The sequence below is a fragment of the Shigella dysenteriae genome (assembly GCF_022354085.1).
GTDB lineage: Bacteria > Pseudomonadota > Gammaproteobacteria > Enterobacterales > Enterobacteriaceae > Escherichia > Escherichia coli.
This window is the reverse complement of sequence record NZ_CP055055.1, coordinates 181,475-196,929: the sequence shown is the minus strand read 5'-3', so window position 1 is coordinate 196,929 and position 15,455 is coordinate 181,475. Positions and strand designations below refer to the sequence as shown.

Annotated in this window: 13 protein-coding genes and 1 pseudogene; 2 read left to right on the top strand and 12 right to left on the bottom strand. The window is 48.5% G+C overall.

Annotated elements, in window-relative coordinates; genetic code table 11:
* Positions 1 to 145 precede the first annotated feature (145 nt).
* Positions 146 to 250: pseudogene (locus HUZ68_RS00915) on the bottom strand (tRNA-dihydrouridine synthase); the annotation flags it as partial.
* Between the two features lie 360 nt (positions 251 to 610).
* The gene (locus HUZ68_RS00910; protein WP_000912596.1) at positions 611 to 1,633 is read right to left on the bottom strand and encodes a DUF2713 family protein; all 1,023 of its coding nucleotides are present in this window, start codon (positions 1,631 to 1,633) and stop codon (positions 611 to 613) included.
* Positions 1,634 to 1,951: 318 nt separating this feature from the next.
* Here HUZ68_RS00910 and zur point away from each other — a divergent pair, with 318 nt between their 5' ends.
* Positions 1,952 to 2,467, top strand: coding sequence for a zinc uptake transcriptional repressor Zur (zur, locus tag HUZ68_RS00905; RefSeq protein WP_001295691.1), 516 nt, complete (start codon positions 1,952 to 1,954; stop codon positions 2,465 to 2,467).
* Positions 2,468 to 2,508: 41 nt separating this feature from the next.
* Here zur and HUZ68_RS00900 read toward each other — a convergent pair whose 3' ends face one another.
* The 4 genes from HUZ68_RS00900 to dgkA form a co-directional block, all read right to left on the bottom strand.
* On the bottom strand, positions 2,509 to 2,718 hold the full coding sequence (locus HUZ68_RS00900) for a CsbD family protein (protein WP_001030593.1): 210 nt from the start codon (positions 2,716 to 2,718) through the stop codon (positions 2,509 to 2,511).
* Between the two features lie 115 nt (positions 2,719 to 2,833).
* A complete protein-coding gene (gene dinF / locus HUZ68_RS00895; RefSeq protein WP_001301116.1) occupies positions 2,834 to 4,159 on the bottom strand; it encodes an MATE family efflux transporter DinF in 1,326 nt (441 codons plus the stop codon).
* A gap of 72 nt (positions 4,160 to 4,231) precedes the next feature.
* Complete coding sequence (gene lexA, locus HUZ68_RS00890) at positions 4,232 to 4,840, bottom strand: transcriptional repressor LexA (RefSeq protein ID WP_000646078.1); 609 nt, start codon at positions 4,838 to 4,840, stop codon at positions 4,232 to 4,234.
* Between the two features lie 109 nt (positions 4,841 to 4,949).
* Complete coding sequence (gene dgkA / locus HUZ68_RS00885; RefSeq protein WP_000002907.1) at positions 4,950 to 5,318, bottom strand: diacylglycerol kinase; 369 nt, start codon at positions 5,316 to 5,318, stop codon at positions 4,950 to 4,952.
* A gap of 170 nt (positions 5,319 to 5,488) precedes the next feature.
* Here dgkA and plsB point away from each other — a divergent pair, with 170 nt between their 5' ends.
* The gene (gene plsB, locus HUZ68_RS00880) at positions 5,489 to 7,912 is read left to right on the top strand and encodes a glycerol-3-phosphate 1-O-acyltransferase PlsB (RefSeq protein ID WP_000017354.1); all 2,424 of its coding nucleotides are present in this window, start codon (positions 5,489 to 5,491) and stop codon (positions 7,910 to 7,912) included.
* Between the two features lie 154 nt (positions 7,913 to 8,066).
* Here the strand turns inward: plsB and ubiA are convergent, their stop codons facing one another.
* The 6 genes from ubiA to malK all read right to left on the bottom strand — a co-directional run bounded on the left by ubiA (position 8,067) and on the right by malK (position 15,171).
* The gene (gene ubiA, locus HUZ68_RS00875; RefSeq protein ID WP_000455227.1) at positions 8,067 to 8,939 is read right to left on the bottom strand and encodes a 4-hydroxybenzoate octaprenyltransferase; all 873 of its coding nucleotides are present in this window, start codon (positions 8,937 to 8,939) and stop codon (positions 8,067 to 8,069) included.
* Positions 8,940 to 8,951: 12 nt separating this feature from the next.
* A complete protein-coding gene (ubiC, locus tag HUZ68_RS00870) occupies positions 8,952 to 9,449 on the bottom strand; it encodes a chorismate lyase (protein WP_001308201.1) in 498 nt (165 codons plus the stop codon).
* A gap of 222 nt (positions 9,450 to 9,671) precedes the next feature.
* Positions 9,672 to 11,252: a SopA family protein gene (locus tag HUZ68_RS00865; RefSeq protein WP_033814903.1), complete on the bottom strand. Its 1,581-nt coding sequence runs from the start codon at positions 11,250 to 11,252 to the stop codon at positions 9,672 to 9,674.
* A 228-nt stretch (positions 11,253 to 11,480) separates the two neighbouring features.
* Positions 11,481 to 12,401, bottom strand: a complete 921-nt coding sequence (gene malM / locus HUZ68_RS00860; RefSeq protein ID WP_032265857.1) for a maltose operon protein MalM — start codon at positions 12,399 to 12,401, stop codon at positions 11,481 to 11,483.
* A 242-nt stretch (positions 12,402 to 12,643) separates the two neighbouring features.
* Complete coding sequence (lamB, locus tag HUZ68_RS00855) at positions 12,644 to 13,984, bottom strand: maltoporin LamB (RefSeq protein ID WP_239594007.1); 1,341 nt, start codon at positions 13,982 to 13,984, stop codon at positions 12,644 to 12,646.
* A 71-nt stretch (positions 13,985 to 14,055) separates the two neighbouring features.
* On the bottom strand, positions 14,056 to 15,171 hold the full coding sequence (gene malK, locus HUZ68_RS00850) for a maltose/maltodextrin ABC transporter ATP-binding protein MalK (protein ID WP_000179165.1): 1,116 nt from the start codon (positions 15,169 to 15,171) through the stop codon (positions 14,056 to 14,058).
* Between the last annotated feature and the right edge of the window lie 284 nt (positions 15,172 to 15,455).

Genomic DNA, 15,455 nt, shown 5'->3' with positions numbered 1-15,455 from the left:
ATGGCCTCTCAAGCGGAACACTAAAAGTCGCATTATATCTCATTCTTAAGCCGCGTATGGATTACTCCTTGAAATGAAAACGCCGGGTTCCCAATAGGCTCCCACAAAGTATATAACTACTTGTTTTTCAAAAACGGTACATCCTATCGAGCATTGGTGCAACGCTAAACCGACCACTCCAGTGAACGTCAGTTTTTTCAGGCATTGCGCTGGTTTGGTTGATTTTTTGCATTTCAGAATTACCGTGCATTTTCAAATGTAGAGATTATTTTATCGATATATCATGGAGTTATGTTATTCAGCATCACTGTTCAGGAGGCTCAATAACGGGGTACTATACCATAACAACAGGAAGCGCCTGTCTCATTGCAAAAGAAAAATGAGATCCTCTCAAGGCATGAAGCTCTCACGAAGTGAAGATCTAATCTTATTAGATGTTAGCGTTGTGAAAAGCAATGATAAACAATACAGATTCGACGATAAATAAAAATCACACATTAAACTCCGGTGATATCTCTCCCTGCTAATAGCACTGATAGAGAAAAAAGAACCCAATAAGCATTGGGTTCTTTTATGTAATACCTTTCATACCATCGAAGAACTTCACATATTATTTCTCCGATTTAACCCCGAATAAATCATAAATTAATTTAGAAGTACCTGTATATATTTTAATCTTTTCCTTTGAGTTTGGGTCAAACGACTTAGCAAAGTCAATTAATTTCGGTGCAGCATCTCGCATTTTGCTTAAAATATCAGGGGCGAGCGTTCCTTCATTCACCAGATGTGACATCTTATCCAGATAGCCATCAAAATTCATTTCTCCCCCATCTGCCAGACGCTTCATTTCTCCCAGGTACTTCTTCATATCACGTTGAGATAACTCTTCAAACTGAGCTGTCAGATAGTTCCCATTATGATCATTAATATTCACTTTTTCTGCTCCTGCTAAATCTGTGTAGGCACTAGAGTATGAAAGTGAAATCAACAGCGAAGCGAATAATTTTAAGCTGTTGTCATCATATTTCTGACATGCATTAACAAACGTTAAAAAACCAGAACCTATTGCTTGCAAATGTATATTCGCTAAAGGTTCATTATCTTTAGATTCCTCATAAAATAGCTGAACCGTGGAGGGAAGGCCATTCTTGGTTTCTACATCAAAAGTATATCGTTCTATGGGCGTTGCATCTTTATTACCCTCAGTATTACATATACTATTAACCGCGAAATGAAAAATAGCCCGGTCAACAACTGATGCAATAAAGTCACGATCGTTTAATTCCTCATCAGTGCAATCTGCAATATACTTATTAACCCACTCTTTGAGATTAGTTATTTGCTCAATTAAAAACACATTTTTTTTACGTGCATGCCATAAATTATGAGTGATTCTTTGAATAAACAAATCTATTTTTGCAATAATTATATCCCGATGACGCAGCGCTGAATAATCAATAGACTTACCATATATATTATTTAATTTATCTTTGATTGTACCTCTATTATCTAATTTATCGTTGGTTGCATCTATATTATCTAATTTATCTTTGGTTGCATCTTTATTATCGAATTGATTTGAATTGAGTGTTTTATTAAAGTATCCAGTTGCACCGGGTATTATCTTTAACATGATTCATCTACCTTTTTTGTCGTACCGTGTCCTCCTTATAAGTGTTTTTGGAACCGGTCACTATCAAAAATCGCTCATAATTTTCTGAAATTCGGGTATACGATTAGCCACGGTTAAATAAATAGCGAGTTAACTTGAAGCAATTTATTTAAAAATGAATTATTAATTATTATCGTGTTGATAATGGTACTGCCAGGCAACACAACATCTTACCTACAAAACAGAAAAGCAACATTACGGCAACAATAAGGGTTCTCGGTGTTTTTCCTGGAACATGGTAAAGTAAGGACATTCTTAACCCCCACTTTGAGGTGCCCGATGGAAAAGACCACAACGCAGGAGTTATTAGCGCAGGCTGAAAAAATCTGCGCGCAGCGTAATGTGCGCCTGACTCCACAGCGCCTGGAAGTGTTGCGCCTGATGAGTCTGCAGGATGGCGCTATCAGCGCTTACGATCTGCTTGATTTGCTGCGCGAAGCTGAACCGCAAGCCAAGCCGCCAACGGTTTATCGCGCGCTGGATTTTCTGCTTGAGCAAGGTTTTGTGCATAAGGTGGAATCCACCAACAGTTATGTGCTCTGTCATCTGTTCGACCAGCCCACCCATACGTCAGCCATGTTTATTTGCGATCGCTGCGGCGCGGTGAAAGAAGAATGTGCAGAAGGCGTGGAAGACATCATGCATACGCTGGCGGCAAAAATGGGGTTTGCCCTGCGGCATAATGTGATTGAAGCACATGGGCTCTGTGCGGCATGCGTGGAAGTGGAAGCGTGTCGTCATCCTGAACAGTGCCAGCATGATCACTCTGTGCAGGTGAAAAAGAAACCGCGTTAAGAGGGCGTACATCCTTGTACACGTCGGGCAGGAGGGATTAATTACCAGCGATATTCATTGCGGGTTTCCCAATCCACGACCTCTTTTTCTGCCTGATCTTTCTGATAACCATAACGTTCCTGGATTTTACCGACCAGTTGATCACGTTTACCTTCAATGATCGTCATATCATCATCGGTCAGTTTGCCCCATTGCTCTTTCACTTTACCTTTAAACTGTTTCCAGTTACCGCCGGCTTCATCTTTATTCATAATCAAGACCTCATCGTTAGGTTGTGAATGAGAGTACGTTCACTTTTCTTCTGAACGTGAGATTAAGTGTAGTCAGCAATTTGGCTTAGGATTATTTATTCAGAATTTTTAACCGTCACGTTGCGGCAAACCAGGTACCATTGCGCCAGTGACGCCGCCAGATAGCCGCCAGAGAAAGCCCGCGCAACGCCAGAAAGACGGTTAACGCCAGCCACAAACCATGATTGCCCAGCCACGGCAGCGTAAGGAGCGTCAGCGCAAAACCTGCGGCGGCCACCGCCATACTGTTACGCATTTCGGCGGCACGCGTTGCGCCTATAAACATGCCGTCCAGCAGATAACACCAGACGCCAACCAACGGCAAAATCACCTGCCAGATAAGATAGCGGTCGGCCAGCTGCTGAATCTGGGTTAACGACGTCAGCAACGCAATGATGTGTTCCCCTGCCAGCAAATAGACCACCGAAAACAGCAACGCTACGATCCCCGACTGGCGGCACGCTGCCCGCCAGACATCCAGCAACTGGCTACCGTCGCGCGCACCGTACGCCTGACCGGAGTGCGCTTCAACCGCGTAGGCAAAACCGTCCAGCGCATAGGCGGTAAAGGTGAGTAGCGTCATCAGAACCGCGTTAACAGCGATAATGTCACTCCCCAGTCGCGCGCCAAGTACGGTGATCGCGCCGAAACAGAGTTGCAACAACAGCGAACGCAGCATGATATCGCGGTTAAGCGCCAGCAAGCGACGGAAGTTTCCTCGCCAGGCAGTTTTCAGCATTTCGCCGGAAATTCCGCGTAGTTTGAGGATTTTACGCACCATTAGCAGACCAATCAGCAATGTTGCATATTCCGCAATAACCGTCGCCAGCGCCGCGCCCTGCACGTTCATATGCAGCCCCATCACCAGCCAGACATCCAGCACAATGTTGAGGATATTGCCGACCACTAACAAAATTACTGGCGCACGGGCATATTGCACGCCGAGTAACCAACCGAGTAATACCAGATTCGCCAGCGACGCCGGAGCGCTTAACCAGCGGATTTCAAGAAAGCGCCGCGCCTGTTCCAGGACCGCTTCACTACCGCCAACAATATGCAGCGCCAGATCGATAATCGGCGTACGCAACAGCGCAATTAACGCCCCAGCCCCCAACGCCAACAGCAACGGTTGCACCAGCGCACGGGCTAATGCCTGAGGATTTTTGGCACCATAAGCCTGCGCAGTCAGCCCGGTGGTGCTCATGCGTAAAAACAGCAACAGCATAAAGAGAAAGCTGGTCGCCGTTGCACCAACCGCCACGCCGCCCAAATAAACCGGGCTATCAAGATGACCAATTACCGCCGTATCGACCAGTCCCAGCAACGGAACGGTGATATTGGAGAAAATCATGGGTAAGGCGAGATGCCAGAGTGCTTTATCAGATGAAGTGAGGAATGCCATGCAGACAAGCCTGATGAAGAGAGATGAAAAACAAACCGCGACGCCAGGCGGCATCGCGGTCTCAGAGATATGTTACAGCCAGTCGCCGTTGCGAATAACGCCAACCGCCAGCCCTTCAATGGTGAAGCTCTGCTGACGAAGGTCAACGACAATTGGTTTAAACTCGCTATTTTCTGGCAACAGTTCGACTTTATTGCCCTGTTTTTTCAGGCGCTTAACGGTAACTTCGTCATCAATACGTGCGACAACGACCTGACCGTTACGTACATCCTGAGTTTTATGCACTGCCAGCAAGTCGCCATCCATAATGCCGATATCTTTCATCGACATCCCGCTGACGCGCAGCAGGAAATCAGCATTCGGCTTGAACAAGGAAGGATCGACCTGATAATGACCTTCAATATGCTGTTGCGCCAGAAGCGGTTCACCGGCAGCCACACGACCTACCAGTGGCAACCCTTCTTCCTCTTCCTGCAACAGACGAATCCCGCGTGATGCGCCGGAAACAATTTCAATTACGCCTTTGCGTGCCAGCGCCTTCAGATGTTCTTCAGCCGCGTTTGGGGAACGGAACCCCAAACGCTGCGCGATTTCCGCACGCGTCGGCGGCATACCTGTCTGGCTGATGTGATCACGGATGAGATCAAACACCTCTTGTTGCCTGGCCGTTAACGCTTTCATTCCGCCCCCTGGGTGTATATACAGTTATGCTGTGAGTATATACAGCAAAAGGCGATTTTGGAACCATAAACTGCACAATAAACCAGAGATTTATCGAAATCTGGAAGGGTTATCCAAAATGCGACCATAACAGGATGCACCAGGTAATCACGGCGACGATAATCGCAATCAGCACCGCGGCGGATCCCATATCTTTAGCGCGTCCGGAAAGCTCATGGTATTCAGAGCCAATTCGGTCAACCACTGCTTCGATGGCGCTATTGAGGATTTCCACAATCATCACCAGCATCACGGAGCTGATAAGCAGCACGCGGGTAATTGCGTCCACATCCAGCCAGCAGGCGATGACCACCGCCAACAATACCGCTACGCCTTCCTGACGGAATGCCGCTTCGTTGATCCATGCAGCGCGTAAACCTTTCCAGGAATAGCCAGCAGCTTTGATTATTCGGGTGAATCCAGTGGTATTATTGGCCATTGAAAGAACCTTTTTACATTATGAGCGTCAATATCAGTGTACCGTTAAATCCGATGATTCGGGTTTGCGTAACGCCGCGCGAAACATGAGCGGATACCACAGAATTTCCCATGACTTTCTGCTATCCTTGCCGCGCATTTGCATTATTAACCAGAGGCTTTACATCGTTTATGTCCGGCTGGCCACGAATTTACTACAAATTACTGAATTTACCATTAAGCATCCTGGTAAAAAGCAAGTCTATTCCGGCAGATCCTGCCCCGGAACTGGGGCTGGATACCTCTCGTCCAATTATGTACGTTTTACCGTACAACTCGAAAGCAGACTTGCTGACGTTGCGCGCCCAGTGTCTGGCACATGACCTGCCTGACCCGTTAGAGCCGCTGGAAATCGACGGCACGCTACTGCCGCGCTATGTGTTCATTCACGGCGGGCCGCGTGTATTCACCTATTACACGCCGAAAGAAGAGTCTATTAAGCTGTTCCACGACTATCTCGATTTGCACCGTAGCAACCCAAATCTGGATGTGCAGATGGTGCCAGTATCGGTGATGTTTGGTCGCGCGCCAGGGCGTGAAAAAGGCGAAGTGAACCCGCCGCTGCGTATGCTTAACGGCGTACAGAAATTTTTCGCTGTACTGTGGCTCGGTCGCGACAGTTTTGTGCGTTTCTCGCCGTCAGTTTCGCTGCGCCGTATGGCGGATGAACACGGCACGGATAAAACTATCGCGCAGAAACTGGCGCGCGTGGCGCGTATGCACTTTGCCCGTCAACGTCTGGCTGCCGTGGGTCCACGTCTGCCTGCTCGTCAGGATCTGTTTAATAAGCTGCTCGCCTCCCGCGCCATTGCCAAAGCGGTAGAAGATGAAGCGCGCAGCAAAAAAATCTCCCATGAAAAAGCGCAGCAGAACGCGATTGCGCTGATGGAAGAGATTGCGGCGAATTTCTCTTACGAGATGATCCGCCTGACTGACCGTATTCTGGGCTTCACCTGGAACCGCCTTTACCAGGGCATCAACGTCCATAACGCCGAGCGCGTTCGCCAGCTGGCCCACGACGGTCATGAGCTGGTATATGTGCCTTGCCACCGCAGCCACATGGACTACCTGCTGCTTTCTTACGTGCTGTATCACCAGGGGCTGGTGCCGCCGCATATCGCCGCCGGGATCAACCTGAACTTCTGGCCTGCCGGGCCGATTTTCCGCCGTCTGGGGGCGTTCTTTATTCGCCGTACGTTTAAAGGCAATAAGCTCTATTCCACCGTTTTCCGTGAGTATCTCGGCGAACTGTTCAGCCGTGGTTATTCCGTCGAGTACTTCGTGGAAGGCGGTCGTTCCCGTACGGGGCGTTTGCTGGATCCGAAAACCGGTACGCTGTCGATGACCATTCAGGCGATGCTGCGTGGCGGCACGCGTCCGATTACGCTGATTCCGATCTATATCGGTTATGAGCACGTCATGGAAGTGGGTACTTACGCCAAAGAACTGCGCGGTGCGACGAAAGAGAAAGAGAGCCTGCCGCAGATGCTGCGCGGTTTAAGCAAGCTGCGTAATCTCGGTCAGGGTTACGTCAACTTCGGTGAACCAATGCCGTTGATGACCTACCTTAACCAGCACGTACCAGACTGGCGTGAATCTATCGATCCCATCGAAGCGGTGCGTCCGGCCTGGTTAACGCCGACGGTCAATAATATTGCTGCCGATCTAATGGTACGCATTAACAACGCAGGCGCGGCAAACGCCATGAACCTGTGCTGTACTGCGCTACTGGCGTCACGTCAGCGCTCACTCACCCGCGAGCAGTTAACCGAGCAACTCAACTGCTACCTGGATCTGATGCGCAACGTACCTTACTCCACGGACTCTACCGTTCCTTCAGCCAGCGCCAGCGAGCTTATCGATCACGCGCTGCAAATGAACAAGTTTGAAGTCGAGAAAGACACTATCGGCGACATCATCATTCTACCGCGCGAGCAAGCGGTGCTGATGACCTACTATCGCAACAACATTGCGCATATGTTGGTGCTGCCTTCGCTGATGGCGGCAATTGTCACCCAGCATCGCCACATCTCCCGCGACGTATTGATGGAGCACGTCAATGTGCTTTACCCAATGCTGAAAGCGGAGCTGTTCCTGCGCTGGGATCGCGACGAGTTGCCGGACGTTATTGATGCGCTGGCAAATGAGATGCAACGTCAGGGGCTGATTACCCTGCAAGATGATGAGTTGCATATCAACCCGGCGCATTCTCGCACGCTACAGCTGCTCGCCGCAGGCGCGCGCGAAACGCTGCAACGTTATGCCATCACCTTCTGGCTGTTGAGCGCCAACCCGTCGATCAACCGCGGTACGCTGGAGAAAGAGAGCCGCACCGTCGCGCAACGTCTCTCCGTGCTGCACGGCATCAACGCGCCGGAGTTCTTCGACAAAGCGGTGTTCAGTTCTCTGGTGCTGACGCTGCGTGATGAAGGGTATATCAGCGATAGCGGCGATGCCGAACCGGCAGAAACGATGAAGGTTTATCAGTTGCTGGCGGAGTTGATTACATCAGACGTGCGTTTGACGATTGAGAGTGCGACGCAGGGCGAAGGGTAATCAGAGAGAATTGCCGGATGCGGCGCAAACGCCTTATCAGGCTTACCATAATCTGCAAATTCAATAAATTGCGATCTGTTGTGTAGGCCTGAGAAGCGCAACGCATCAGGCAGCCCAGAAGAAAGCCGGATGATCATCCGGCTTTTTTACATCATCAGAAATGCCAGTAACTCATTGCCAGCCCTAAAAACAGTACCAGACCAACATAGTTATTATTCATAAATGCTTTAAAGCAGGCTTCACGCTCGCGGTTGGCAATCAGTTTTTGTTGATAAACAAACAGCGCGCCAGCCACCAGAATTGACCAGTAATATCCCCAGCCTAAGCCATTTAACTCACCGATGATCGCCATCAGTGCCAGTACGCCAATCTGCAAAATACCAATAATCAATTTATCGTATTGGCCGAACAGGATTGCGGTGGATTTAATGCCAATCTTCACATCATCATCACGGTCAACCATCGCATACTGCGTGTCGTAAGCCACCGCCCAGAGAATATTGGCGAGGAACATTAACCAGCAACTCAATGGCACCGACTCACTCACAGCAGCAAAAGCCATTGGAATCGACCAGCCAAACGCCGCGCCCAGCACCACTTGCGGTAGATGGGTATACCGCTTCATAAACGGGTACACCCACGCCAGCGCTAGCGCGGCAATCGACAACAGAATGGTCATCGTATTCAGCGTCAGCACCAGTAAAAACGAAATCAGTACCAGCACTACAAACAGCGCGCGCGCCTCTTTCTCTGTTACCGCGCCGCTGGGAAGTGGTCGGTTCGCCGTGCGCTTAACATGACCATCAAACTTGCGGTCAGCATAATCATTCACCACACATCCGGCAGCGCGCATCAGCCAGACACCCGCGACAAACACCGCCAGGATCCAGAGCTGGGGAACGCCCGGTGTCGCCACCCACAACGCCCATAATGTTGGCCAGAGCAGCAGTAACGCGCCAATTGGCTTATCCGTACGCATTAAGCGATGAAACGCCAGCAGCTTATTCTGCGTCAGACTCCACTCCATATTTTTTTCCTCTTAGTACAACGGTGACGCCGGTAAAAACAGTTCTGTTAGCAACAGCGGTTTACCGCTTAATCGCAGGCGGGAACGTCGCCCCCACAGTCCGGCATCACGGCCTATCTCAATAAAGTCCCGGGTTAATGTCGATGATGTGAACAGATAGCGTCCTAACGGCGTTTTACCCAATTTTTGTAACGCCAGCTCCGGCCCGCTTAACGTTGACACAGGAACGACGGTACGACCGGCAAGCCACGGTTCACCATCGGCACATAACAAAATTTCACGTAACCAGTAACGAGACTCTTTCGGCAGCAGCGGCAGTTCTTCGGGGATTTCATTCTGCTCGACAAACCCTTCGCGGATCATCGTCACGCTCACCGTTTTTCCCTGCTGTTCAAAACGTTTTGTCATGGAATCTTCCAGCAACAGCCAGTCGAGCAGTTGCGGATCCAGGGCAGGGATCTCTGTAAAATAGCGCAGCGCACGCAGTTGCGTTAACGCGGGGTGTGACATGCCGAACTCTCCGTTACATAACGTAAAGGCATTGTATCGCAGAAAAGTGTTTACGGGAGATGTAAAGCAAATTAAGTGATCTAATGCGCAACAAAAACGCAACAATCGCATGAAGTGGTAAAACGCTGTTGAACCTTACGCTTTGCCGATGCCCGTGCTGGCGAGGGCAACCATAGGGGCATCACCGCCCAGGATGCCAGGAACGGTGATGTTTTCCTTTACTTAAATACCTTTATTCTTTATACGATTAGCTCGCCAACTCTCAGTAAAAATGGGGAAAAGTGCATGTTTATCCTGAGATTTGGAGCCGAAAAGTGTTTCCGGAGTAAGATTAACAGGCAATATCTCATGTCTGGATTTGTAGATATACGTGGAATTCCAATTGGTATCTTTTGTAGGATTCAACATATCATGTAAGCGCTGGGAGCTTACCACCATAACTGGCCCATCATCGACAGAGGAGAACAAGATAAAGATATTATCGTTTCGTGTTAATTCATTCGTGTTAAAGGTTCTTAAATTATCTTCAATTTCTATAAATAAAGGTGAAACATCATCACTACGAATCCACTCTTTATAAAGATGCCAGGCATTTTCTTTGATCGTATCATTCGTTGATCGTAGAGCCTGATCGATAAGTTGGATAAAAAAATTGTTATTTCGATCAATCAGCCATTTATTCATATTAAATCTGTTAATAAAATCGATCATCTGTTGGGTATCGAAATTCACCTTACTGAATCGATTTTGACGCATAAAATTATCGAACTTGTTATCTTCATCAGGATGGATATAACTACGTATAATGGGATCTTTTATATAAGGACCATGGCTAAATATTTTCTTCATATTCTCAATAAAGTTTTTATTAACAATATTAAGAATTTTTAATTGCATCACCAGTTTTACTGCCAGAACGGATTTCAATATCGCTGGATCATCTGGCAACGAATCAATCATTTTTATAATGTTATTGATATAACCATCGAGATATTCATTTCCAAATATATCTGAGTAATCAATAGATAATACCATTAGTTGTGTAACGCTGTCTTTAAAATTCCCTGTCGATATTCGCACATGATCAAACATAACAGCTGTTAAATTCGATTTAATAAATGATATTTCTTTGTCAGTAAGAAATTCTGCTCTGGTGAAGTGCGAAGCATAAAGATAACAATGATCGAAGTTTGAATTTCTAATCTGACATTCCCAAAAATTACTATGAGTAAGTTGACTCTGCGAGAAGTCAACTGTATCAAGAATATTTTTGCTAAAATCGACATAATCACCACTCGCTTTGATAAAAATTACATTGTGTAAACGTCGACATTTAAATATGACATTATCAACTATTGCAGTAGTAAAATTGCAATCCCCAATTTCTTTACATTCGAATGTTACATGTTGTAGATTTGATGATATGAAAGACACCTTCGAAATAACGTCACCTTTAAAATGACAACTTGTTAAATCCAATTCAGACAGGTCGATATACCCCTGCGCATCTTTAGCCATCATAAAATCACAAGCGCATTCTATTTTTTCATTTCTATAAAATTTTACGCTTACAATATCACCACTGATTGAGACTTCACGAAACATATTTATTGAATGATTTTTTTCGTTCCGTTGTTTTATATTTAAAAAAATATTGCTGATATAAATAAAGTTTTCTCGATTTAACCCTGGCACCCCATTAAAATTACGTAGTAAATCAAAATCTACTATATTATTTCCTTGCACCACACCATGTTTTATCAAAGAGTTATTGCCGTCAAACTTTGAGATATGACCTAACATAAAACCTCTGCATTACAGAAATGAAATAACTGGAAAAAGTAGCCTGAGCGTCCAGACACTACCGGCGAAAGGAAAAGAATCTCTGATAATGCATTGAGATAATGGATATTCTTAGTGAAGAAGAAGTGAAGTACTATAAAAAATCGCTCATATCCCTGGAATGAAGCATAAAAAAAGGTGCGCCAGGAGACGCACCAGTTGTTGCAAAATCAGCACTGTGGGGCGTAATTACCCCTTGCCTTTTACACTGCTGATAAAGGTGGAACGGGCAGATGTCGATCCCAGGCGTTCAGCTTCATCAAGCAGTTTTAACGCCTTATCAACATCACCTTTCGCGACAGCGTTTTTGATCGCGGTATTAAAATAACTTTCCGTGTCGTTGAGCATCGGCTCGCTTTTCTTCACCGGTGCCGGAGCGGGTGCAGCCACAGCTGGTGCCGCAGTGTTGCCTACCGTAACCGGAGCTGGAGCGGAAGAACCAAATAAAGGCCCGACCAACACGCTGGAGCTGGAGTTCGTTTTCACTTTCAGTTTCAGTAAGCCATCGCTGGTATGACGAGCAACCGGATCGGGAATATCCGGGATCGAGTTACCGACGCCTTTGGCATAGGCTTTAGCCGGGTCGAGCAGTTGGGTCGTCTGCTGGAGATCTTTTTCCGTGGTAAAGACCAGAACATAAAGTTTTTGCTGCCCCAACGCCGGTGTCAGGCGCATAACGCCTTCCAGACGATCTGCACTCATCACGCCTGGTTCCTGGTAGGTGAAATAACTGCTGGGGAAGAAGGCTGATGGGGTCATGTTCTGATCAAGAATCAGCACGTTCGGCGCAAATACGCTAGTTTGTTTGTTCACTTCGCTGGTCAGCGTCAGGGTCAGTTCGCCAATGTTTGCCGGGACGCTGTACGCAGCAACCGGACCACTGATGCCGGGAACGTTCAGTTGTTGGCCGCCGGTCGCCAGTTGGGTGGTCTGGGTTTTAGATTGATCGACCGGTGTCCAGGTGAGTTGTTGCAGCGCGGCAGATGGAATGGCTGGCGCGTCGCTGGTGTTTTGCGGTACGTAGTTAACATCGGCAAGGCTGATTCCAGGCGCGCTTGCCAGCAACCCTGCTGATAAACAGAGGGCGATGAGACTTTTATTCATTTTCATTGTTTTCACCTCAAAATCTGGAGCTCAGCGGTAGCCAGGCAATAGCGCGCTAAACCCGATAATCAGAGGGGCTTGCGCCCCTTTCAGATAATGACAACCTGTTTTTATGCCGGATGCGGCGTAAACGCCTTATCCGGCCTACATTTGACAGCCGTTGTAGGCCTGATAAGACGCGCAAGCGTCGCATCAGGCGTTGGATGCCGGATGCGGCGCAAGCACCTTATCCGGCCCAGGTTTTGCTATTACCACCAGATTTCCATCTGGGCACCGAAGGTCCACTCGTCGCTGTCGCCACGACCGAAGCTGCCGCCGTTGAAATCAGCAGGAACGGCTTTGCCGAAGTTAGTGTTGGTATTGGCGTTACCGGTGTAGTCGTAACCCCATTTCTCATCCCACTTGGCGTAGGTTGCGAAGACACGAATAGCCGGGCGTGACCAGATGCTGTCGCCAGCCTGCCATTGTTGTGCGAGGGTAATTTTGTACTGATTGTTCTTGTCGCCGGTGCGCTGGGATTCGACGTTGTCGTAGCCGATTTCCATCACGGTGCTCATGATTGGCGTCCACTTGTACATCGGGCGAATACCGACGGTCCACCACTTGGTGCCGTTGTCGTTATCCCAGTTGATATCCTGGTACATACCCACGTACATCATGTCCCAGTCGTCGCCCATGGAGATCGCACCGTGGTCGAGGATACGCAGCATGTGACCGTTGTTGTTGATATTGTAGGCAAATTTTTCGTTATCAAATGCAACGCCAGAACCCTGCGACAGACCTTTACCCTGCGAGGTCATCGAGTCAGTAGCGTACTGAACAACAAACTTGTTAAAGCCCTTCAGGACACTCTGAGTATGTTCAGCAGTGAATAACCAGCCGTCTTTCGATGCGCCATCAACCAGACGATAGTTATCACGCAGGTTGGCACGACCGTAGTCGACACCCAGTTCTAATGTGCCGCCCGGGTTGACTTCCATCTGCGCTAAACGCACATCGAAAACGTCGTTCGCGGTTTCGTTGGTATAGTCATAAATATTGTTACTGGCGAAAGAGGAAGAACCACCTGCTTCAGAGGAGCGGGTTGCTGCCAGAGAGAGTTTACCGAAGCCAACATCGATGTTTTCCAGACCGGCACCAGGACCAGAAATATCCCAGTAGTAGAAGTCGATCATATGAACGTCATGACGTTGGTAGAAGCGCTTACCTGCCCAGATGGTGGAGCCTGGCAGCCATTCGATCAGGTTTTTACCCTGCACGTTTGCTTCACGGAAGGCCGGGTCGGTAGCTTCCCAGTCATTCTGTTGCGCGACGGAATAGGCCACGTTAGTGTCGAAATAGAAGCTCTTATCGCCCTCTTTCCACACTTCCTGACCCAATTTTAATTCAGCATAAGTTTCACATTCGTTGCCAAGACGGTATTTACTTTGAGCACCGCTAGTCTGGAAACACTGTTGTTCACCGCCGCTACCTGTCCAGCCAATACCGGAACGTGCATAGCCGTGGAAATCAACAGCCATTGCCTGAGCAGACATTACGCCCGCTGCGACGGCAACCGCCAGAGGAAGTTTGCGCAGAGTAATCATCATTCTATCTCCTGAGTCATTGCTTTTCTTTTTTCACATCACCTGTGACAGGCTTTGTGTGTTTTGTGGGGTGCTTAAACGCCCGGCTCCTTATGCAGTCGACGACATGCAGTGCCATCCTCACGGAACAGATGGCAACGCTCTGGCGGCAGGCCGATAGCGAATGTGGCACCTTCTTCTACCAACACCACGTCGTTCTGGCGGTACACCAGGTTTTGACGAATGGAAGGGATCTGGATATGGATTTGGGTTTCGTTGCCGAGTTGCTCGACGACCTGAACTTCACCCTCAAGGATGACGTCAGCGATATCACTCGGCAGTAGATGTTCCGGGCGAATACCCAGCGACATATTGGCTCCAACCTGGACATCACGGCTTTCAACAGGTAGCCAGACTTGCTGACGATTTGGCATCGGCAGCTCCACCTGCACTTGATCGATTGCGGTGGCGGTCACTTTTACCGGCAGGAAGTTCATCTTTGGCGAACCGATAAATCCGGCGACAAAACGGTCTGCCGGATAGTGGTACAGCTCCAGCGGTTTCCCTACCTGCGCCACGCGACCGGCGTCCAGTACCACGATTTTGTCGGCCAGCGTCATCGCTTCGACCTGATCGTGGGTGACGTAAATCATTGTGCGGCCCAGGCGTTTATGCAGACGGGAGATTTCGATACGCATTTGCACACGCAGTGCAGCATCGAGGTTGGAGAGCGGTTCATCGAGCAAAAATACGCTTGGCTCGGCCACCAGCGTACGGCCAATCGCCACGCGCTGACGCTGACCACCGGAGAGCGCTTTCGGTTTGCGATCCAGCAAATGCGCCAGTTGTAGCACTTCCGCCACCTGGTTGACGCGTTGGTTAATCACCTCTTTTTTTGCGCCTGCCAGTTTCAGGCCAAATGACATGTTTTCTGCTACTGACAGGTGGGGATAGAGCGCGTAAGACTGAAACACCATACCAACGCCGCGTTCTGCTGGCGGAGTGTCATTCATCCGTTTCTCACCGATGAACAGGTCGCCGCTGGTGATCGTCTCAAGCCCGGCAATCATGCGCAGTAAAGTCGATTTACCGCAGCCAGACGGTCCGACAAACACCACGAATTCACCTTCATGGATATCGAGATTGATATCTTTCGATACCACGACCTCGCCCCAGGCTTTCGTTACATTTTGCAGCTGTACGCTCGCCATGCCCTTCTCCCTTTGTAACAACCTGTCATCGACAGCAACATTCATGATGGGCTGACTATGCGTCATCAGGAGATGGCTTAAATCCTCCACCCCCTGGCTTTTTTATGGGGGAGGAGGCGGGAGGATGAGAACGCGGCTTCTGTGAACTAAACCGAGGTCATGTAAGGAATTTCGTGATGTTGCTTGCAAAAATCGTGGCGATTTTATGTGCGCATCTCCACATTACTGCCAATTCTGTAACAGAGATCACACAAAGCAACGGTGGGGCGTAGGGGCAAGGAGGA

What these genes read in the sequence shown, in the direction of transcription:
- dinF (WP_001301116.1), bottom strand. Translation starts at nt 4,159, where the DNA reads ATGGCATTCCTCACTTCATCTGATAAAGCACTCTGGCATCTCGCCTTA.
- malK (WP_000179165.1), bottom strand. Translation starts at nt 15,171, where the DNA reads ATGGCGAGCGTACAGCTGCAAAATGTAACGAAAGCCTGGGGCGAGGTC.
- HUZ68_RS00865 (WP_033814903.1), bottom strand. Translation starts at nt 11,252, where the DNA reads ATGTTAGGTCATATCTCAAAGTTTGACGGCAATAACTCTTTGATAAAA.
- HUZ68_RS00910 (WP_000912596.1), bottom strand. Translation starts at nt 1,633, where the DNA reads ATGTTAAAGATAATACCCGGTGCAACTGGATACTTTAATAAAACACTC.
- ubiA (WP_000455227.1), bottom strand. Translation starts at nt 8,939, where the DNA reads ATGGAGTGGAGTCTGACGCAGAATAAGCTGCTGGCGTTTCATCGCTTA.
- dgkA (WP_000002907.1), bottom strand. Translation starts at nt 5,318, where the DNA reads ATGGCCAATAATACCACTGGATTCACCCGAATAATCAAAGCTGCTGGC.
- zur (WP_001295691.1), top strand. Translation starts at nt 1,952, where the DNA reads ATGGAAAAGACCACAACGCAGGAGTTATTAGCGCAGGCTGAAAAAATC.
- HUZ68_RS00900 (WP_001030593.1), bottom strand. Translation starts at nt 2,718, where the DNA reads ATGAATAAAGATGAAGCCGGCGGTAACTGGAAACAGTTTAAAGGTAAA.
- lamB (WP_239594007.1), bottom strand. Translation starts at nt 13,984, where the DNA reads ATGATGATTACTCTGCGCAAACTTCCTCTGGCGGTTGCCGTCGCAGCG.
- ubiC (WP_001308201.1), bottom strand. Translation starts at nt 9,449, where the DNA reads ATGTCACACCCCGCGTTAACGCAACTGCGTGCGCTGCGCTATTTTACA.
- plsB (WP_000017354.1), top strand. Translation starts at nt 5,489, where the DNA reads ATGTCCGGCTGGCCACGAATTTACTACAAATTACTGAATTTACCATTA.
- lexA (WP_000646078.1), bottom strand. Translation starts at nt 4,840, where the DNA reads ATGAAAGCGTTAACGGCCAGGCAACAAGAGGTGTTTGATCTCATCCGT.
- malM (WP_032265857.1), bottom strand. Translation starts at nt 12,401, where the DNA reads ATGAAAATGAATAAAAGTCTCATCGCCCTCTGTTTATCAGCAGGGTTG.